Origin of the sequence: Nostoc sp. (assembly GCF_036917555.1) — a bacterium.
Lineage (GTDB): Bacteria > Cyanobacteriota > Cyanobacteriia > Cyanobacteriales > Nostocaceae > Nostoc.
This window is the reverse complement of the sequence record NZ_JBALDD010000015.1, coordinates 49,005-69,732: the sequence shown is the minus strand read 5'-3', so window position 1 is coordinate 69,732 and position 20,728 is coordinate 49,005. Positions and strand designations below refer to the sequence as shown.

The 20,728-nt window shown below is 41.1% G+C and carries 20 protein-coding genes; 15 read left to right on the top strand and 5 right to left on the bottom strand.

Translation table 11 applies throughout. The features are described 5' to 3' along the window. Nucleotides 1-32: 32 nt before the first annotated feature. The 3 genes from V7K60_RS05460 to V7K60_RS05450 all read left to right on the top strand — a co-directional run bounded on the left by V7K60_RS05460 (nucleotide 33) and on the right by V7K60_RS05450 (nucleotide 2,125). The gene (locus tag V7K60_RS05460; RefSeq protein WP_334923601.1) at nucleotides 33-584 is read left to right on the top strand and encodes a Uma2 family endonuclease; all 552 of its coding nucleotides are present in this window, start codon (nucleotides 33-35) and stop codon (nucleotides 582-584) included. A gap of 94 nt (nucleotides 585-678) precedes the next feature. Next, nucleotides 679-1,149 carry a DNA phosphorothioation-associated protein 4 gene (locus tag V7K60_RS05455; protein WP_334923600.1) on the top strand — a complete coding sequence of 157 codons (471 nt, stop codon included), beginning with the start codon at nucleotides 679-681 and terminating at the stop codon, nucleotides 1,147-1,149. A 31-nt stretch (nucleotides 1,150-1,180) separates the two neighbouring features. Next, nucleotides 1,181-2,125: an HNH endonuclease gene (locus tag V7K60_RS05450; RefSeq protein ID WP_334923598.1), complete on the top strand. Its 945-nt coding sequence runs from the start codon at nucleotides 1,181-1,183 to the stop codon at nucleotides 2,123-2,125. On the opposite strand, the gene V7K60_RS05445 is transcribed toward V7K60_RS05450, so the two are convergent. After that, nucleotides 2,126-3,724, bottom strand: coding sequence for a DGQHR domain-containing protein (locus V7K60_RS05445; RefSeq protein WP_334923596.1), 1,599 nt, complete (start codon nucleotides 3,722-3,724; stop codon nucleotides 2,126-2,128). It lies immediately after the preceding gene. Between the two features lie 173 nt (nucleotides 3,725-3,897). Between V7K60_RS05445 and dndC the strand changes: the two genes are divergently transcribed. After that, a complete protein-coding gene (gene dndC, locus V7K60_RS05440; RefSeq protein WP_334923594.1) occupies nucleotides 3,898-5,598 on the top strand; it encodes a DNA phosphorothioation system sulfurtransferase DndC in 1,701 nt (566 codons plus the stop codon). Between the two features lie 12 nt (nucleotides 5,599-5,610). Here dndC and V7K60_RS05435 read toward each other — a convergent pair whose 3' ends face one another. Next, a complete protein-coding gene (locus V7K60_RS05435) occupies nucleotides 5,611-5,853 on the bottom strand; it encodes a helix-turn-helix domain-containing protein (protein ID WP_298919525.1) in 243 nt (80 codons plus the stop codon). Between the two features lie 122 nt (nucleotides 5,854-5,975). Between V7K60_RS05435 and V7K60_RS05430 the strand changes: the two genes are divergently transcribed. The 4 genes from V7K60_RS05430 (at nucleotide 5,976) to V7K60_RS05415 (ending at nucleotide 12,609) form a co-directional block, all read left to right on the top strand. Beyond that, nucleotides 5,976-6,230 (top strand): hypothetical protein, encoded by a 255-nt coding sequence (locus tag V7K60_RS05430; protein WP_334923592.1) that lies wholly within the window; start codon nucleotides 5,976-5,978, stop codon nucleotides 6,228-6,230. 118 nt (nucleotides 6,231-6,348) lie between these two features. Beyond that, nucleotides 6,349-8,334 carry a DNA sulfur modification protein DndD gene (dndD, locus tag V7K60_RS05425; protein ID WP_334923590.1) on the top strand — a complete coding sequence of 662 codons (1,986 nt, stop codon included), beginning with the start codon at nucleotides 6,349-6,351 and terminating at the stop codon, nucleotides 8,332-8,334. A 629-nt stretch (nucleotides 8,335-8,963) separates the two neighbouring features. After that, nucleotides 8,964-12,350 carry a maltose alpha-D-glucosyltransferase gene (gene treS, locus V7K60_RS05420; protein WP_334923588.1) on the top strand — a complete coding sequence of 1,129 codons (3,387 nt, stop codon included), beginning with the start codon at nucleotides 8,964-8,966 and terminating at the stop codon, nucleotides 12,348-12,350. Between the two features lie 58 nt (nucleotides 12,351-12,408). After that, nucleotides 12,409-12,609, top strand: coding sequence for a hypothetical protein (locus V7K60_RS05415; RefSeq protein ID WP_334688066.1), 201 nt, complete (start codon nucleotides 12,409-12,411; stop codon nucleotides 12,607-12,609). On the opposite strand, the gene V7K60_RS05410 is transcribed toward V7K60_RS05415, so the two are convergent. Then, entirely contained in the window at nucleotides 12,590-12,970 is a 381-nt protein-coding gene (locus V7K60_RS05410) for a hypothetical protein (protein WP_334923586.1), read from the bottom strand. The genes V7K60_RS05415 and V7K60_RS05410 overlap by 20 nt on opposite strands. Before the next feature lie 58 nt (nucleotides 12,971-13,028). On the opposite strand from V7K60_RS05410, the gene dndE reads away from it, so the two are divergent. From dndE to V7K60_RS05375, 7 genes are all read left to right on the top strand, one after another. After that, on the top strand, nucleotides 13,029-13,415 hold the full coding sequence (gene dndE, locus V7K60_RS05405; RefSeq protein ID WP_334923584.1) for a DNA sulfur modification protein DndE: 387 nt from the start codon (nucleotides 13,029-13,031) through the stop codon (nucleotides 13,413-13,415). Between the two features lie 99 nt (nucleotides 13,416-13,514). Then, nucleotides 13,515-14,972, top strand: coding sequence for a DNA phosphorothioation-associated putative methyltransferase (locus V7K60_RS05400; RefSeq protein WP_334923582.1), 1,458 nt, complete (start codon nucleotides 13,515-13,517; stop codon nucleotides 14,970-14,972). Nucleotides 14,973-15,115: 143 nt separating this feature from the next. Further along, a complete protein-coding gene (locus V7K60_RS05395; RefSeq protein WP_334923580.1) occupies nucleotides 15,116-16,417 on the top strand; it encodes an AmpG family muropeptide MFS transporter in 1,302 nt (433 codons plus the stop codon). Then, on the top strand, nucleotides 16,402-16,824 hold the full coding sequence (locus tag V7K60_RS05390) for an ABC transporter permease (protein WP_292777370.1): 423 nt from the start codon (nucleotides 16,402-16,404) through the stop codon (nucleotides 16,822-16,824). The genes V7K60_RS05395 and V7K60_RS05390 overlap by 16 nt, the downstream gene beginning before the upstream one ends. 131 nt (nucleotides 16,825-16,955) lie before the next feature. Continuing rightward, nucleotides 16,956-17,144, top strand: a complete 189-nt coding sequence (locus tag V7K60_RS05385; protein ID WP_334923578.1) for a hypothetical protein — start codon at nucleotides 16,956-16,958, stop codon at nucleotides 17,142-17,144. 21 nt (nucleotides 17,145-17,165) lie between these two features. Next, nucleotides 17,166-17,675 (top strand): GNAT family N-acetyltransferase, encoded by a 510-nt coding sequence (locus V7K60_RS05380; RefSeq protein ID WP_334923576.1) that lies wholly within the window; start codon nucleotides 17,166-17,168, stop codon nucleotides 17,673-17,675. Between the two features lie 174 nt (nucleotides 17,676-17,849). Next, nucleotides 17,850-18,608, top strand: a complete 759-nt coding sequence (locus V7K60_RS05375; RefSeq protein ID WP_334923574.1) for a HEAT repeat domain-containing protein — start codon at nucleotides 17,850-17,852, stop codon at nucleotides 18,606-18,608. Nucleotides 18,609-18,668: 60 nt separating this feature from the next. Here V7K60_RS05375 and V7K60_RS05370 read toward each other — a convergent pair whose 3' ends face one another. Together V7K60_RS05370 and V7K60_RS05365 are read right to left on the bottom strand one after the other, a co-directional pair. Beyond that, on the bottom strand, nucleotides 18,669-19,076 hold the full coding sequence (locus V7K60_RS05370; protein ID WP_334923572.1) for a phosphomannose isomerase type II C-terminal cupin domain: 408 nt from the start codon (nucleotides 19,074-19,076) through the stop codon (nucleotides 18,669-18,671). A gap of 174 nt (nucleotides 19,077-19,250) precedes the next feature. Continuing rightward, nucleotides 19,251-20,594, bottom strand: coding sequence for a PQQ-dependent sugar dehydrogenase (locus tag V7K60_RS05365; RefSeq protein WP_334923570.1), 1,344 nt, complete (start codon nucleotides 20,592-20,594; stop codon nucleotides 19,251-19,253). Nucleotides 20,595-20,728: the final 134 nt, after the last annotated feature.

Here is a 20,728-nt window from a genome sequence, read left to right as displayed (position 1 = left end):
AGGATTATCCTCGATTCATTATTAGGGGTTTTATGAGTATTAAAACTGAAGCAACTATTGAAGATTTGTACCACTTACCTGACAATTCTAAAGCAGAGATTGTGAATGGGAAATTGATGCTGATGTCTCCAACTGGATTTTTCCCAGGACGTGCAGGTGGTGAAATTTATGCAAGTCTACGGGATTATGAACGTCTGACAAAAAGTGGTTACGCTTTACCTGATAATGTTGGTTTTATTGTCAATCTCTCTAATCGTTGTTCTTTAAGTCCTGATGCCGCATTTTATACTGGCAAACCTACAGGTGGGAAGTTTCTCAATGGTGCACCTGTGTTTGCTGCTGAGGTAAGAAGTGAAAATGATTATGGTGATAAGGCTGAGAAAGATATGGCTAGTAAACGCGGTGATTATTTTGCAGCTGGTACTTTGGTAGTTTGGGATGTAGATGTACTTAAAGAAGAAGTTATTAGAGTATATCGTGCTAGTAATCCTGAAGAACCGCAAGTGTATCGCCGTAATGAGGTGGCTGAAGCTGAACCCGCAGTACCAGGATGGACTATGTTAGTGGATAATTTGTTTGTTTAAGCGATCGCCCATATACTAGTATAAAATAATGCCTTGATGGGTGCGATCGCTTTTGACTTTCGGTTAAAATAGCAACAATGTAAATATTAAAACAATGGCTGCAAATAGAATCAGGGTTGCTAAAGATAAGGCTGAGTTGGTGAAATCTCTAGTCACATCAAAAGACACAACTGGGCCTTTTCAAACTTATGTAGAAGTTATGGTGTTTGCAGCAGCATTGGGCGTTAAGTATAAAAAGCGTGTTCCTTTGGGAGAAACTACAAAAAGAGAACCATCTCCAATTCTACAAGAAAATTTTGCTTCATTGGGATATGACCTAATCATTAAATTATTAGGTATAAATGAAACTCAAGATATCAATATACTCTCATCAAGAGAAGAACAAGATGAAGATAAACGTACTCAAATATTTGAAGAGTATGCTAACGCAGGACTGGAAATTTTACAAAACGAGTTGCGGGGTTCTGTTGACTACTCAGAGCGACTTCTATTAGTTCTGATTTCTGAAAGAGGAACAAAAGAACATCTAGAAGAAGAATTTGATCTTAGTAAATTCTTAAACTGATTTTTTCACTCGCTTAATTAAGTTATTAAATATGAAAAATATAGCATATTATTGTAAACGCTTTGCTGAATTAAATGTAAGTAGTAGCCGGAAGCGTGGTAATGCTCAATATAAACCAATATTACTTTTATCTGTAATTGATTTAATTGCACGAGGTGTCATTACTACTAATGACATTCCGGTTTCAGACGAATTAGTTCAAACATTTGAGAGGTATTGGAATGTAATCGGTTCTCCGTCTTACAAAGGTGGTTTACACTATCCTTTCTTCCATTTGCAAAATGAGGGTTTTTGGTACTTAAAATTTAAGCCTGAATTTAATGGGTTACAGCCGAAAACAATTAACAAGCTAAAGGAGGCTGTTGAATACGCATATCTAGACAGTGAATTATTTAACTTTTTGCAAGACGAGTTTTGCAGAAAAGAACTAATTGATGCACTTGTGGCAGCTTTCTTTTCTGATAATAATGAAAATGATTTAGAAGCTATTTTACAAATAAATCAAACTTTTCAAGATGACGCTGTAGATATAGAAAAATTAATTAAAACAGGAAATTTAGAGACTAATCCAAGGTGGGGCTTGAAACTAGCAGTTATTAGAAATGCTTTCTTTAGGACAGCAATTATATATATTTATAATTATAGATGTGCCTTTTGTGGACTGAAAGTAACTAAAAAAGTAAATCCAAATATTGTGGATGGCGCACACATCAAGCCATTTTCACAGTTTTATGATAATAGGATTCATAATGGAATAGCACTTTGCAAAAACCATCATTGGGCATTTGATAAGGGTTGGTTTGCTGTAGATGAGCAATACAAAATTATAGTTAGTAATGATTTGGAAGAAGCATCTCCCCATGCTAAACCTATGAAAGATTTTCATGGTGAAACAATACTTTTACCAAATACAGAGCAACACTTTCCAGAACTGGAAGCGCTGCAATGGCATCGCCAAAATATATTTCAAGCATAATTACAGAATAGGTGGTAGTCCTACTGCTTTTGGTTCAACAAACTCGCCATCAAAACTTATAGTTTTATCTTCTACAGTCCTAGCATCCGCCAAAGCCTTACGAAGTTCAGCACGTTCCATCTGTTCCTGAATTCCACCCAGGATGTAAACCAATAACTTCGCCGCTAAATCTCGTCCAGCAACCTGCACCCGCTTTTTATTTGGGTCATACAAAATCCCATACCAGAGAGATTGGGGATATTCCATACCACTAAAACCACCTTTCTGGTCAAACTTCCGCAGTTTCTTAAAAATATCTTCCAAAGAAAAACCCTTTTTAAAAACTAAAATTCCCAAAGCTTGGGCTAATGCAACTTGAGCAACCGGACGGAAAAGCATATTTCCTTCACCTCCATCTTTCTCAAAACTGAAGCGCCGTAAAGCTGGTGTATCCTCGTGTTCTAAAATTTTATAACTTGAAAGACTAGCTAAATTATCAAATAGCTTGCTAAATTCCTCAATTCCCTGCTCAAGTTCTTCATCCTCTGGACGCATGGGAATTAGACCTTTCTCCAAGGGTTTCCAGTGAGGGAACTTTTGACCCAAATATCGCTCAGACATATCTTGCAGAGCTTGCAAAGTTGTCAGAACTGTAGAATTGGAAGCCACTGTTGCACTATTCCAATTAACACGAGGATTGCGCTCTTGTCGTTGTTTTAATAGTGGATGCGTAACTGCAATTTTTCTAGCAATGATCGCAAAACCATCATCTTCATTCAACTGTGTTAGCTGACCTTTAGTCAACGGTGCAGCCATCAGGTTGACATGAACAAAAATCGATCTCACCCTCCGCCTCGCCTCGGTGCGAGTTTCCCCAGCCGCTACCGCACAGATGAACTCAATACCAATTTTTTCCTTGGGTAAATTTTGCAAGTAAGCAAGGTCTACTTGGTACTTTTCTATCAAATCATTTACTGTAATAAAACTGTCATCAGCACCTTTATCTTTTTTATATCGCTGGAGTTTACGAGTTTTGATTAACTCCATCAACCCCTGAACCCCCATTAATCTGTGTTGCCCATCTAGTGCATAAATGGTTACATCATCCTCAGAAATATTTAGCAGACCTACCTTACCGTCTTTATCTAGAGGTATAAAATCAGTCGTAGACTTAATGGCGCGTCCTTCGTTATCCCACTCAGCAGCTTTAGAATTATCCACCCACGGTTGATTAATTACTACCAGCACTGGCGGAAACTTGTGGTTGTGTCGAGCCGCTAAATACTGTACTAGCGGCGCTTGACGTGACCAATCTAAGGGACGCTGTTGAATTTCATCAATGCTATCCGCGTCAATCTCGACATTATCAGTCTCACGATTATACTTTTTTTGAAATAGAGGTAAGCCAGAGGCGAAGTGAACTCGACCTGCAAACCATTCCAAGGTAACAGAGCTAACATAAGCCTCAGTACCACCCATTTCGGTTTTTTGAACGAGAATCTGATCTTTTCTCCCTAAAAACTTCTCTAGGAGTAAAGCTAGTACTTGTTTTTCCTTATTTTCCCGTTCCAGGTACTCTCTAGCAATGTCAGCAGCGGAGTCAGATGCACTATCTTTCATGTTAAATTTTAAAAACAGAATAGGATTATGTCGTTTAATTATCCAAAAATTTGGATATTAGTAGTAAAGTTTTTAAAAACTTTTTTTTAATTCAGTTCGGTGGGTTTTGTCTGTATAGCCGCGAATTCTATTCGCCGGGATATTAACGCCAGTGTTTCCAGAGAGAAGGAGAAATGACTATAGCACAACAACCAGAAAATAAAATTCAGCAAACACGTACTGTAGCAGAGTTAGTGGACTATATCCAAGCTCTCACCACTGAAATTCAAGAATTGTATTGTTTAGATGAGATACCTTGGGTGGTGGGCTATTCGGGCGGAAAAGATAGTACTGCTACCTTACAGCTTATCTGGAATGCGATCGCAGCACTACCAGTTGAAAAGCGAAAAAAGACTATTCATGTTATTACAACTGACACACTGGTAGAAAACCCTGTAGTCTCTGTTTGGGTACGTAAATCCTTAGAAAGGATGAGGGTTACTGCTAAAGAACAGAAAATGCCCATTGAACCCCATTTATTACAACCAGAAATCAAAGAGACATTCTGGGTAAGCTTGATTGGTAAAGGTTATCCAACGCCGCGAGGAAAATTCCGTTGGTGTACAGACCGTCTAAAAATTCATCCTTCTAACCGCTTTGTCCGTGATGTAGTTAGAGTAAATGGGGAAGTTATTCTTGTTTTAGGTACGCGCAAGGCTGAAAGTATCAAACGTGCTATCTCAATGGAAAAACATCAAGCAGGTAGCCTAAAAGACCGCCTCATTTCTGATTCAAGTTCACCTACATCTTTGCTTTACCATAGTGCAAGCTTGCCTAATTCTTTAATTTATAGCCCCATCGAAGATTGGCGTACTGATGAAGTTTGGATTTATCTAAATCAGTGGCAAAACCCTTGGAAATATAGCAACAAAGACTTGTTCACCATGTATCGAGGTGCTACAGCAGATAATGAATGTCCTCTAGTTGTTGATACTTCTACTGCTAGCTGTGGTGATTCTCGATTTGGGTGCTGGGTTTGCACAATTGTTAGTAAAGATAAATCAATGGAGGCAATGATTCAAAATGATGAAGAGAAAGAATGGATGCAGCCATTATTAGATATCCGCAATGAATTAGATAATAGAGATGACCGCGATAAAAGAGACTTCCGTCGCATCTGGGGAGAAGTTCAACTTTTTGAGCGTCAAATAGATGGTGAAGCCTCTATTGAACCAATTTATGGCCCTTACACAAAATATTGGCGGGAATATTGGCTCAGACAATTATTAGAAGCGCAAACAAAAACTCGTCGGACAGCGCCAGAAAATATGCGCGATATTACCCTAATTACTCTCGAAGAAATGAGTGAAATTCGCCGCATTTGGCTAGAAGAAAAACACGAGTTTGATGATAGTTTACCCCGGATTTATCAAGAAGTGACTGGTGAAGAATTTCAAGACCCCCGTCCTGGTGCTGACTATAGCCTACTAGGTCGTGATGAATGGGCTGTGTTAGAAGAAATCTGTGCAGATGATAGTATGCACTTGGAACTCATGGCTAAACTTTTAGACACAGAACGCCAATTTCGTAAAATGTCCCGTCGTGTGGGAATCTACGACACCCTTGAAAAATGCTTTGCTACAAGTTCGCGTTCTAAAGATGAAGCAGTTAAAAATGCTCATTTAAAGCGGGATTTGAAAACAGCAGCTGAACAAGGCGATATTGAAAAGGTCAAGCAGCTAACTTTAGCAGATTTTGCCACACCTGATACACAAGCGATGTCTAACGACAAATCGCTACGCGTTTACGCGCCTGATGCAAAAGTTGACGCAACAAACCTTACAAAATCTGATGCCCAAACAAAGACTTGGGGAAACATGAAATTTAAAAAATAGGTACACACTGCTTTAAGGCTGTGTCTCATCATCAGCATCTCCCAAGTAAAGCCTGATAAACTCTTCTGCTGCGGCTGGATTAATTTGATTCAGCGCATCACGAATTTCTAATACAGTATCAGCGACAGGATCTCTAATCTCGTTTACCCAACGGTGAACGTTTGGCCGTCCTGTTCCCATTATCACTGCTAACTTGTTTTGGCTAATGCCATAAATGTCCAATACCCGTTTCAGCGCTTTTCCTGCTTTTCCCATGCCTTTGATTTTGTCAAAGGCTTATAACCTAGTAAATGTTACCCATCGGTAACAAAGGGTGTAAGATAGTTATGTTACCTATAGATAACATAACTATTTGACTAACAAACAGGTAAATTTCGATGAATAAAAGCTTTTTGGCAGATACCTTGCCAACTCCTACATCCCTTGTTTCATCCGATGACTCTACAGCAACAACACCAGCCAGAGAGTCTGTAAAAGTAGTAATTTTTGGAACTAAAACAGGTGTCAACAACACGATTCTCACTCTCTACAAACTAGGTTTTGCTCAAGTGAATGAATGGAGTCCTCTATTACCTAGTTCTAATCTTGGTGAAGTAATGAGTATATTAACAAGGCATATTGTGACGGCCTGACTATAATTTGGCTATTGACAAATGTGGTAGGGTGGGCAATGCACATCCTACACATACTTAAGATTAAAAATCGCAGTTATACAGATTAAACTCGTCTACGCGGGTTGAACACAGATTAATGATATTTCTTGAACTCGTTCTACAAAATTTTGGCCCCTACGCTGGAAGACAAGTAATCAATCTTGACCCGAGAAGTGAAGAAAATCCTCGCCCAATTATTCTATTAGGTGGGATGAATGGTGGTGGAAAAACTACCCTTATGGATGCTATACGTCTCGCTCTATATGGACAACGCGCCCAATGTTCTACTCGTGGTAATTTGAGTTATAGCGATTTTCTTACTCAATGCGTTAACAGCAAAACAGATCCACTTAAAGATACTCGTATTGAACTGGTTTTTGAACATATCGAAAACGATGAACTAATAAAATACCGTATTGTACGCTTTTGGACAAAAAACCTTAAAGATGGCAAAGATACACTAGGTATTTTAGGTGACGATGACACCTGGCCTGTTGATTCTTTGGTAAATATCTGGGATGAATATATTGAAAATCTCCTACCATTAGGTATTTCTAACTTATTTCTCTTTGATGGTGAACAGGTTAAAGAACTTGCAGAACAGGAAACACCACCACCAGTTGTAGTAGATGCAATTCGCGGACTTTTAGGGCTAGAGTTAGCAGATCGTTTAGCAGTTGATTTAGATATTTTAGTTAACCGTAAACTTAAAGAAGTTGGTAATAGTAAGGATTTAGCAAATCTAGAGGAAATTGAAATTAGGTTAACCCAACAGCAAGAAGATTATCAAACAACAGGAGAAAAATTAGAATCTCTCAAAAATCAGGTAGAAGAGTTAGAACAAAAGCAGCAACAAGCCTTTGATAAATTTATTTCTGAAGGCGGGAAGATTGCAGCCGAACGCAATCAACTAGAACTACAACAGGATACAAAAGCTACGGAAGTTGAACAAGTACGTCAGTCCATGTGTGAATTAGCAGCTGATGTTTTACCTCTGGCATTAATTCCCAATTTGCTTAATCAGGTGCAAGCACAGGGAGAAAAGGAATTTCGCCATCAACAGGTACAAATTTCTAAAGATTTGTTAATTGAGCGAGATCAACGCTTACTCACTTGGCTTAATCAAGGGGAAATTTCCACGATACAAGTTGAAAAAATTCAATCATTCCTAGTCCAAGATGTAGATAGTTTATATGCAAAGACTATCCAGATAGAAGCACCTTGGTTATTAACTGATGATGAAACTTTAAGTCAGCTAGATAATCTCATATATCACTTACAAAATACTAAACTTTCTGCAAAAGAGAAATTAGCTATTCTTAAAAACAAAGAAGAAGAAATTCATACTCTAGAAAGACAAGTGCAGACAGCAGCAGCACCTGAAGATTATACAAAGCTGCGTCAAGCACTAGAAACGGCACAAAATCAGGTTGTTGAAGCTAAAGAAAATTACGAAACAATCCGTCGCCGTTTAACTGAATTAGAAACTATAATTGCTAAGTCAAAAAAAGAATTAAGTGATTATACTGTAGAAAATATTAAACATAAAAATAGCGAACATATTATTACGTCAGCAGCGAAAGTTCAAGAAACACTCAAGATTTTTCGGGAAAAATTAACTCTGCGAAAACTCAATAAATTAGAGGAAGAAGTGAAAAATTGCTTCCTTTATCTCCTCCACAAATCAGATTTAGTTCATCGTATCACTATTGATACCAAGACTTTTAGCCTTTCCCTTTATGATTTAAATGGTAAACCTGTCCCTAAACATCGCCTCTCTGCTGGCGAAAAACAACTACTTGCGATCGCATTCCTCTGGGGTTTAGCCAAAGTCTCTGGACACCGCCTACCAGTAGCAATCGATACGCCGCTAGGTAGACTAGACTCCTCTCACCGCAGTAATTTAGTTGAACGTTACTTTCCATCCGCCAGCCATCAAGTAATTTTGCTTTCCACCGACACTGAGATTGGAAAAAAAGAAGTCGAAACACTGCGAGAAAATGAAGCGATCACCCGTGAATATCTCCTCAAATACGACTCCGCCAGCCGCCAAACAACTATCCAACCAGGATATTTTTGGTAGGAGATATTGTTTGTTAAAAAATTGAGCGATGTTTAACGACAAGCCTTTCTCTACGAGAGGCTACTTCGGCTTACCTCGACTTCGCTCGGTACAAGTCGCTCAGTACAAGTGCGCCAACGGGTTCGGGAGTAACGCTCGTTCGCCTTTGGCGTCTCCCCTTCTCCCAAAGGGAGAGGCTAACGCCAAAGGAGAAGACTCGCTAACGCTTCGCTATCGCAAGACGCTCCTGCGTCGCTAACGACGGGAACCGCCTTCTCTTCGAGAGGCTTCCGCCAACGCGCAGCGTCTCGTAGAGAAGACTGCGACTCCCTCACCGCTACGCGTCTACGCAATTTTTTGAGGTCTATATCACAGAATATACTTAACAACTTTACCACTAACTAAAGATATAGTTTACAATAAATTTTGTTAAATTATGGCATCTTCATGGCATCCTCAAAAAATTATATGTATATACGCAGTTGGTATGATTATTTATCACTAAATATAGCTCGTTTGGTAGTTTCATTACTTAAGTAAGAAAGTGTATACATTACTCGTGTAAGATAAATAAGCTGATAACCTCAGCGATTATATCAAGTAAAAATATAGTTCTATTTAGATATGCGATCGCATATCTTTTTAAAATAATGCCAAACTCCAGCTTGAAAGATGACTCATTATGGTTTAAAAATGCAATTATCTACGAACTAGGTGTTCGCACATTTGCTGACAGTAATGGTGATGGTATTGGTGATTTTCAAGGACTGACAGAAAAACTAGACTATTTACAAGATTTAGGTATTACTGCCATTTGGTTGTTACCTTTTTTTCCTTCACCACTCAGAGATGATGGTTACGATATTGCCGATTACACTAGTGTCAATCCTATTTATGGCACGTTGGAAGACTTTAAAGCGTTTTTGAGCGCTGCTCATCAGCGCGGTATTCGTGTAATTATAGAATTGATTATTAACCATACTTCTGACCAACATCCTTGGTTTCAAAGAGCACGTCGCGCCCCGAAAGGAAGTCAGGAGCGAGATTTTTATGTTTGGAGTGATACTCCTGAAAAATACCAAGAAGCGCGAATTATCTTCCAAGATTTTGAGACATCTAACTGGGCTTGGGATTCAGTTGCCCAAGCTTATTGCTGGCATCGTTTCTATTCCCATCAGCCGGATTTGAATTATGACAATCCCTTGGTGCGCGAGGCAGTATTTGATGTTCTAGATTTTTGGTTGGAGATGGGTGTAGATGGACTACGCATGGATGCTGTGCCTTATCTATACGAACGGCAAGGAACGAACTGCGAAAACTTACCCGAAACCCATGCGTATTTGAAGGAGTTGCGATCGCACATCGACACGAAATTTCCTAACCGGATGTTACTAGCTGAGGCGAACCAATGGCCTGAAGATGCAGCGCAATATTTCGGTGCGGGGGATGAGTGTCACATGAACTTTCATTTTCCCCTAATGCCGCGTTTGTTTATGGCATTGCGGATGGAAGATAATTTCCCGATTGTAGATATTCTCCAGCAAACTCCATCGATTCCTGATAACTGTCAGTGGGCATTGTTCCTCCGCAACCATGACGAACTGACTCTAGAAATGGTGACAGATGAAGACCGCGACTTTATGTATGGGGTTTATGCCCAAGACCCGATGATGCGGGTAAATTTAGGCATCCGTCGCAGATTAGCGCCGCTTTTGGGCAACGATCGCCGCCAAATTGAGTTACTCAATAGTTTACTGTTATCTCTACCAGGAACCCCCGTACTTTACTACGGTGATGAAATTGGCATGGGAGATAACGTTTATCTAGGCGATCGCAATGGTGTTCGCACACCTATGCAGTGGAGTTCTGACCGCAACGCCGGTTTTAGTCGCGCCAACCCACAACGCTTGTATCTACCCGTCATCGTTGACTCAGAATATCACTACGAAGCACTCAACGTTGAGGCACAACGGACTAATACCAATTCTCTCTGGTATTCGATGAAACGTTTAATTGCAACTCGCAAACGGTTTCCGGCATTGGGTGAAGGGCGTTTTGAATTGCTACAGTCTAATAATCGCAAAGTTTTTGCCTTCAGCCGGATCACGTCTGAAGAAGATGTCTTAGTAGTAGCAAATTTATCTCACTATGTACAAACGGTGGCGTTAGATTTATCAACCTTCAATGGACTACTACCAGTAGAAATTTTTGGTTCCACTGAGTTCCCAGCGATTACAGAATCGCCCTATTTCCTCAGCTTAAGTCCTTACGGGTTTTACTGGTTCACCTTACAACGTAAATCTAGTTCAACTCAACCCCCTAAACCCCAAGCAGACTTAGTAACTCTGCTGGTAAATGGTTCATGGCAGAATGTGACTGGGCAACGAGAGTCAAAAAGCATTCTAGAATCAACACTGCGGGATTACCTCTATACCTGTAGCTGGTTTGGCGGCAAAACTCAGACTGTACAATCAACACAAATCATTGAAGCGATTTCTTTACCCTATAACCAGCAGATAGCTCAAATTGTTTGGTTGCAGGTAGATTATAGCCAGGGAAACCACGAAACTTATCTGTTATTTCTCGCCTATGCAGAAGGTGAGCAAGCAACACATCTTTTGGCAGAAATGCCGCAAGCTGTAATTGCACGGCTTGGGGTGCAAGGCAAAATAGACACTCCTGCACCCAATACTCAAGAAGTTGGAATTTTATTTGATGCTTTAGCAGACAAAAACTTTCTCACCTCATTGCTAGATGATGCGATCGCTAATCATCACTCTTATAAAGGGATAACCGGAGAATTATTTGGCACTACTACTGATTCATTCTCCGAATTGCGCCGACAGTTAACCAATCATGAGCCGACTGTCCTGAATAAAGAAGAACAAACCAATACTTATATAGTTTATGGCGATCACTTGTTGTTGAAACTCTTCCGCAAAGTCGAGGAAGGTTTGCAGCCAGATTTAGAAATCCGGCGTTTCCTATACCAGAAAAAACGCTTGCAACACTCAGTTTTCCTAGCTGGTGCTTTAGAATACCGTCCTGCAAATAAAATAGGCAATAAAACTGCCCAACCCACGACTATAGGCATATTACAAGAGTTCATTTCAGATATCCGCAGTGGCTGGGACTACACCCTTGATAGTTTGCAAAAGTACTTTGATTTAGTGACTACAGAACACGCCACTATTACTGAAGTGCCTCTGCCATCAGGTTCCTTGTTGGATTTACAGAGAATTGAGATTCCAGAGTTGGCAATTGCAACTATCACTTCTTACCTGCAAAGTGTTGAACTATTGGGTAAATCCACAGCTGAATTCCATATAGCGCTGGCTACAAATATAGATAGCTCAGAGTTTGCTCCAGAATCTTTTTCATCACTTTATCAACGTTCGATATATCAAAATGCACGTAACTTAACTGGACAAGTATTTCGGTTGTTAAAAGAACGAGCAAACTACTTGCCAACCGATACTCAACCATTAGCATTAGAAGTTCTTAATAGCCAACAGAAAATCTTAGAACGCTTTCAGTTGCTTGTTGGGCAAAAAATTACTGCATTGCGTACTCGTCATCATGGAAACTACCATTTATCGCAAGTATTTTACACAGGAAAAGACTTTATTATTCCTGATTTTGAAGGCGAAGCAGATCGTAGTTTCAGCGAACGACGCATAAAGCGATCGCCTCTACGAGATGTAGCAGGAATGTTGCTATCTTTCAACTATGCAGTTAATGAAGCTCTCCACTATCAAAAAGAATCTGGGATGATCCTGGCTGAAAATTTACCCCTTATAGAACAATGGGGACAGTTTTGGTATACCTGGGTCAGTACTAGATTTTTAAATTCTTATTTAGAAACTGCTAATAAAGAATCTTTCCTTCCAAAGACAACAGAAGAACTAGATGTGCTGCTTTTTGCCTATCTTCTAGAGCAAGCGATTGATGCAGTAGGCGATGAACTAAATAATCACTCTGATCGGGTAGAAATTCCACTCAAATTTATTCTGCGATTATTAAGTGAAACTGCTTAAACAGTTTTTTATAGCACCAACAAACTGCAAGAAATAAATAATATGAGGAGGAAGAAAAATGAGTAACAAAACTGGTGAACTGACAAGAACAATTTTTTGGAAAGGGAATGCAGAAGAATTTCTAGGGAAGTATTATAACTTACAATGTATTCCGAGAATAGGCGAAGAAGTACAATTAAAAAACAAAACATGGCGAGTGAAGAGGATTATTTATACTCCCGAAATAGATGACATAACTATTATTTTGGAAGATAAATAGTTTCACCTGAAATGGTTATGGTTGTTGAGCCTATACGTACCAGTTCGGTTTCATAGAAAGTCGGCGGGAAACTCCACCCAAGAGAGGATAGAGAGGGATAGCCGTCCACCGACTGATTTAGTTGTTCTTGTAACGCGTCTGCCTTTAGCCCCAGCACGCCAACAAGTCCCATTTTCTCGCTCAAAATAGACTCAGTGAGAACGGAACCTTCGCTTTTAAAGTTACGTTCCCACAGCTTTGCCAGGAAATATCCCACCAAATAAGAGTTAGGTAAACGGGCATCTTTGCCAACATATTTATTCTTTTTTCGAATGACAAACTTGCACAATGCTAAAGCTGTGAACTCAGTGTATGCCTGCAAGATAAATATTGTTAATTAGGTGAAAGCATAATGTAAAGTATTCCTTTAACCTTTAATCATGGAATCCCCAATTGAAAGAATTAAACTCTCCCAAACAGCCAAAGACCAACTTACCAAACTCAAACGCAGCACCAAAATCGACCAATGGAATATTTTATGCCGTTGGGCGTTTTGTCGTTCCCTCGCAGAACCAACCGCACCCTCCCCCGTCCCAATTCCCCAAGATAGCAACGTCGAAATGACTTGGCGCGTTTTTGGCGGTGAAATGTCTGATATACTCCTCCTCGCCCTCAAGCAACGCTGTCACAATGACGGCTATCCCACCGACAAAGAAACCCTTGCCACCCAATTCCGCTTACATTTGCATCGCGGTATTGGCTACATAGCAGGCGATCCAAATATCAAGAAAATTGAAGATTTAATTGAACTGGCTGTTAAACCTTGAAAGAATATTAGCTGCTGGCTGTCTTAATCACGAATTACGAATTACGTTAGCGCAGCGTTAGCGACGCAGGAGCGTCATTACGAATTACGAATTATTTTTATGCCTGAAGCGCTAGAAATCGAGCGTCATAGAGCTGCGATCGCTCGCACTGATATATCTCGCCCCGTGCGATTGGCAATAGAATGGGCAATCCTGAATCAAGACACCACTTTTTTTGACTACGGTTGCGGTTACGGTGGTGATGTCCAGCGAGTAAAAAACTTAGGCTACACCAGTGCAGGCTGGGACCCTTACTACTATCCCGATGTACCACGCATCGCCGCCGATGTGGTCAATTTGGGTTATGTCCTCAACGTTATTGAAGATGCAGAAGAACGCCGTCAAAGCCTTCGCCAAGCTTGGGAACTCACTGGGAAAGTTTTAATTGTCGCGGCTCAAATACTGATTAACGCTCCCAGCAAAACCCAACTTGCTTACAATGATGGTATTGTGACGCGCCGCAATACTTTTCAGAAATATTACGAACAAGAAGAACTCAAAACTTATATTGATGAAGTCCTAAATGTAGATGCAGTACCGATCGCTTTAGGTGTCTACTTTGTTTTTCGAGATGAGGCTGAAAAAGAAAGTTACAAAGCTATCCGCTTCTTTTCTGCGACTTCTACACCGCGAGTCCGCATCCCTGTTAAGCGGTTTGAAGACTATCAAGAACAACTGCAACCATTAATGGCTTTTTTTACCAAACGCGGTAGACTACCCGTGAAAGGCGAATTAGAAAATGAACAGGAATTACTGAGCGAATTTGGTAACTTTCGCCGCGCCTTTGGTGTAGTTTTGCAAGCCACTGACGAGGCTGAATGGGATGCGATCGCTTACCGTCGTTCTCTCGATATCCAAGTTTATCTTGCCCTGAGTCACTTTGATAAACGTCCGGCATGGCAGAAGCTAGCGCCAGAAATGCGTCACGATATCAAAGCCTTTTTTAGTAGCTACGAGGAAGCTTGTCAAGTTGCTGACCAAAAACTTTTCAGTTTAGGCAAACCTGGAGTGATTCAAACTGCGTGCGAAAAAAGTAAAGTTGGTAAACACACACGCGGTGCCCTTTACGTCCATGTTTCGGCACTTGCTGCACTTGATCCCGTACTACGAATTTGTGAAGGTTGCGCTAGCCGTACTATTGGGCGTGTCAATGAAGCTACATTAATCAAATATCACACTGATAAGCCGCAAATATCCTATCTGTCTTACCCCGAATTCGACACTGATCCGCATCCGGCATTAAAAGCCAGCATAGGTATTGATTTAAAAACCCTCTTCGTCACTCACCGAGACTATGCAACTAGAGCAAATCCGCCGATTTTACACCGTAAAGAAACATTTGTTACCAGCAACTACCCAGGCTACGAAGAATTTGCTAAACTCACTCAACAAGAACAGGAATTAGGGTTGCTCAAGGACAAAAGCGACATCGGCACGCGTGAAGGTTGGGAAAAATGCCTTGCTGCCCACAGGGTACAAATCAGGGCACATCAGGTTTATTCAATTAAGGAAAATTAAGGAATAATCACACTGTTAGAGTATTGCTGATATGTATCTTAAATAAAGTAAATCTTAGCAAGTTTGTGTGCTTACACGAAATTAGACAGTAGTTATGGCAAGATAACTGCAATTCAATTAAATAAAAAGGAATCTTCAAGATTGTGCAAGTAAATAATTCGCTGCTACGAATTTTTGGCAGCCCGAAGATGGGAGCTTTGTTATTTCTTGGCTTTTCATCAGGGTTGCCGTTATATTTAACCAGTCAGACATTACAAGCATGGTTGACCAAAGAAGGAATCAGCTTGGCAGCGATCGCCGCTTTTAGTTTAGTAAAGCTGCCCTATTCTTTAAAATTTCTCTGGTCGCCTTTACTAGATAGATTTGTACCGCCTTTTTTGGGGCGGCGTCGAGGTTGGCTGGTAATTACACAGATAGCATTACTGTCAACTATAGCTGTCATGGCTCTACAACACCCATCCCAAGGGCTACAACCTTTAATAATTGCTGCTGTGGCCGTTGCCTTTTTTAGTGCCAGCCAAGACATTTTAGTTGATGCTTACCGCACTGATGTAGTGGAAGTAGAAGAAAGAGGTGCTGGAGCGTCTATTTACTTGTTGGGTTATCGCATTGCCATTCTCGTAACTGGTTATATCACCCTATTTTTGGCAGACAGAATGCCTTGGCAAGCTGTTTACTTGTTGATGTCGCTGTTGATGCTCGTAGGCTTGGTAACTTCTATTTTTGCACCAGAACCAGTCCTACGCGATCGCCCGCCTCAGACTTTATCCGCCGCCGTCAAATTACCTTTCATTGAATTTTTCCAGCGTCAGGGCTGGCTACAAGGACTTTTAATCCTGATATTCATTGTAATTTACAAGTTGGGGGATTCTTTACTAAAGAATGTATCCACTCCATTTTTGTTAGATAAAGGTTTACATTTTACTCAAACCGACATCGCATTTCCTGGTGCGCTGGGAATTTTCGCCACTATTATTGGCACTTTGGCAGCAGGAGCAGTAATGACCAAAATTGGTGTTAATCGATCCCTCTGGATATTCGCCATCATGCAAGCCGTCGGTAACTTGGCTTTCTTTGCGTTAGCAGTAGTAGGTAAAAACTTCTATCTAATGTTAGCTGCCATTAATATAGAACAATTCTGTGCCGGTTTAGAAACAGCTGCTTTTGTCGCATTTTTGATGAGTCTTTGTAACCAAAGCTTTTCAGCTACACAGTACGCCTTACTTTCCAGTTTGCAGGCTTTTAGTAGAGATATTCTCACGGCTCCAGCAGGTACGTGGGCACAAACCACCGGCTGGTCTACATTCTTTCTACTGACAGCAATAGCTGCTTTACCAGGATTACTATTATTGCCATTCTTTGCACCTTGGAATCCAAAGCCAGTGGTAGTATTATCCAGACCAGGATTAGAGAATGAAGACGAGGATATATGGGGAATCAAGTAGTTATTGCTGTCGGCACATTCATCCTCTTACTCACTGGTTTATTACTTGGGTATGTTCTCTCACAGTTAGTTCTGGGATTTCTAGCATTTAACCTCCTAACTTTTTTTGGAACACTCAGTCTAATTTTAATTTTTGGTACGCTTTATTACGTTTTATTTTGGCAATTGCGAAGAGAGCAGTCCCGGCCATCAACTCCATCAACCATAAATGAAGGGATACCAACTCAGGTAGAGGAGGGTTTATCTGATAGCTATCTCAAAAACAGGCTAATTGCTAAATTATCTGGTGATACTGTCGCAGCCGAACGGTTAATTCAACAGGCAAAAGAAACTTATCCTGGGATGCCGGAGAATTGGTATTGCGAAAGAGTACTTGATGATTTGGAAAGTGATCGCCAGCGGGAGTAGGGGAGTAGGGGACAAGGAGAATAACATTGCCCAATTCCCCATGCACAGAAAATTGCTAAAATAAATCAAGAATACTTCACAAATCTTCAGCTAGGTTCTCATAAAAGTTCCTAGCTTCTTGCAATTAAAATATGGCTATTTTTCGTCAATACATCGCTCCGCTGCTTGCGGTATTGGTATTTCTCTTTGCCCTAGTTGCAGTCAGCGCCCGGATCTTTTTACCGTCTGATATGGCAGCACCCGCACCAATTGAAGAGGTAAAGGTAACTTCTCAACCTACTCCAACTGATTTACCTCCAGCAGCACATAACGCGAGCTAACGAAGTCAATTAACATTAGCAGTGTCTGAGCAACTATTACCTGGATATATTATTCGCCGTGGCTCCCTTTTGGAGCGATCGCTGCTGTTTAAATTCATGCAGCGAACTTACCAGGATCTCTTTCCCAATGAGGATTTTTCCCACTTAGAGCAAACAGTTAAGCAATACTTCTCCAGCGATACGCCCTCGTGGTGGGTAGAAGAGGAAAGGGAGCAAGGGAGTAATAAAAAATCTGTTTCCTCTGCCCCCCATCCCCCGATCGCCTGCCTCTGGGTAGGCAATGCTATAGATCAAGTACATGGGAACCGTCATGCTCACATCTTTATCCTCTACGTTGTACCAGAACATCGGCGACGGGGTATTGGTACAGCCTTGATGCGATATGTGGAAAATTGGGCTATTCAAAGAGGCGATCGCCAAATTGGCCTGCAAGTGTTTCAATCAAACAAACCCGCATTGAATCTTTATAATCAGTTAGGTTATCAAACCCAATCCTTATGGATGGTAAAATTCCTGAGTGCAGAAAAATAAACTCAAGGATAGCGATAACATACTGTAGCACCTGAGTTATAGAGGTTCTCGTTTGGATAAAACTCAACGAGGAAGAAAGGAAAATGTATAAGAACCCAACTAATATATATAAAGCTTTAACTTATTAGCGCGGGGGATTATGTGTTAATCCCTTTTCGGGATTGAAATGAAATTATGTATGACGAAGACGATCTAAGCCTACTCGATATTGAGGAGGAGCTAGAAAGCCCCTTAGATAAAATAGAGCCGCTAACTGCCGAATCAGTTGTGGCAAAGCCCGATCCAGAAGTGATGCTAGCCTTGCTGGAAAATCCCCAGCCCCAGCAAAGAATGTTAGCGGCACGTGCTTTTTGTGATATTGAAGATGCGCGTGCTACCCCCCATCTGATTCGCCTGTTAACTGATACCTGTCCCTTAGTGCGGGTAAGTGCAGCTTATGGCATCGGACGCAATCCCAGTTTAGAAGCAGTGAGTCCGTTAATTGCTCAACTAAACAGTGATTGGAATGGCTATGTGCGTAAAGGTGTAGTTTGGGCTTTAGGAAACTGTCGCGATCGCCGTTCTTTAACACCTTTAGCAAACGCCCTCAGAACCGACATTTCCGCAGTGCGTTTGTGGGCTGCTAGCGCCTTAGCACAGATGGCAGAAGTCGGTTATGAAGCAGTTATAGGGGCAATACCACCATTAATTGAAGCCTTAGTCCAAGATCCCGTAGCAGCGGTGCGGAGTAACAGTGCTTGGGCAATTGGTCAACTGTGCCGCGAACTACCTTCAAATGTAGTTTATGCCACAGCCATCGATGCCTTAATTCAAGCTTTTGCTGAAGACGAAGATTTGGGAGTCCGGGAAGACGCAAAAGCCTCACTATTAGGAGTGGGCGATCCCCGTGGTTTGCAGCTGATTGAAACCTTAGAACAAGAGGGATGGTTTTGATTAAACATTGGGCATCGGACATCGGGCATCGGGTATTATTCTTCTCCTGCTCCCCAGCCCTTACAGTCCTTCAGCTACAGGTTTGACTAAATTTAAGTCATAAGGGCGCTCAGTATCATCCTCACCTAAATATTCACCATTTTGAATTTCCAGAATAACTAGCGGAATATGTCCAGGATTTTCTACTTTATGTAGAGTTGCTGCGGGGACATAAGTTGATTCGTTTCGATTCAGTAATATTTCTGCATCGCCACAAGTCACCTTTGCCACACCGGAAACTACAACCCAATGTTCATTGCGGTGATAATGAATTTGTGGTTTAATGCCATGCCTGGGCTTGATTTCCACACGACTAATTCTATAGGTTTCTCCCTCCTCGATTACCTCTACCTCACCCCAATATCGTGTACCTGAATGTGGAGACAATTCGTTGATATTTGACTGAGTATTATTTTCATTGGGAGTCATAATCAATTTCTCAACCAGATGAGTATTAGTATTTATCAGTAATTTACTGTGAACGAGATCAAGCTGGGTAGAAAAATGCAGTCACAACATTTTATCTTTCTATAAATAATGCCAACTGCTTTAATTTGACCCAGCTAACAGATTCTATCCCCAAATTTATTAATTTTGAATTATTCACTCCCCCGTATACTGAATCCGATAAATCCGATTATTGGCTTCTTCTGTTAGTAGTAAACTGCCATCTGGCAACACGAGTAAACCTACAGGCCGTCCCCAAGTACTTGGTACAGAAGGATTTAGCAAAAATCCTGTGAGAAAGTCTTCGTAGTAGCCAAGCGATCGCCCTTTAGCATCGAAAGGAACAAATACGATTTTATAACCAGTGCCGCGATCGCGGTTCCAAGAACCACGAAAAGCCGCAAAAGCACCATTCCGGTATTTTTTTGGAAACGTTTTACCATCATAAAACTGCAAGCCCAATGCTGCTGAGTGCGCCTGGAACAGCACATCAGGCGTTTGAGTCCGGGCTGCTAAATCGGGACGTTTACTTTTGTCATCTGTCTTTTGGCGCGGATCGAGGTTGTTTGGTGTTAGATAAGCATAGGGCCAGCCATAAAATGCCCCCTGTTTAACGCGTGTCAGATAGTCTGGCACTAAATCATCACCAATTCCATCCCGTTCGTTGACAGTGGCGTAAAGTTCCTTAGTAACAGGATGAAAGTCTAAACCAACAGGATTACGCAAGCCAGAAGCGAAAGTTTGTTGTTGGGAACCATCTAAATTCATCACTTGTATCGAAGCCCGTGGTAGAGGTTCTTCATCTACATTGGTTCCCGATCCAACTGAAATATATAATTTATTGCGATCAGGCGAGACAACGACATTGCGCGTCCAATGATTGTTATAACCTTGAGAAGGCAACTCGGCAATTTTTTCTCCCTTACCTGTAATCTTATTTCGACCTTGAGTATAGGGAAAACGCACTACAGCATCTGTATTCCCCAAAAAAAAGGAATTACCTGCAAAAGCCATCCCAAAAGGTCTATTGAGTCCGTTGTCCCTACTAGCAAAGGTTTCTCGAACGTCAGCAACTCCATCAGCATTGCTGTCACGTAACAGACGAATGTGATTTTGCCCGGTTTCAGTCACCAAGACATCACCACTGGGAGTTAAAGCTAGCCAGCGTGGGGCATCTAAATCCTCAGCAAAGACATTTACTGTGAAGCCTGGTGGTACACGCAGCACCGGATTTTGGGGAATAGGCACAACTTCAGGCTGCTTGGAGGCGCTTTCTGTTGCGAAGGGTGCTGGTAAATTCTTCAGATTGATTCGGATGGGTGTAGGTGAAAGTGCTTCAGTACGGACAATATTTTTTGGCTGTGTAGGATTCTGTGTCAGTTGGGTGGAAGGTACAGATTTTTGAGGTGCAGGATTATCTGAGTTAGCGCGAGTCTGGTTACAGGCTGCTGCCAAAGTCATTAAAAAAACTGGCAGCAAGAAACGCGCAGGGACTTTCATGGTAGTAGACACTATACACAATGTTCCTACTTTAGACTTGAGGCTTAATAATTGTCGCCTGTCAAAAGTTTGATTTTTTTAATTAGTCAACCTATTAACAATTCAAAAATAAAGTACTAGTGACTAAACTCTAT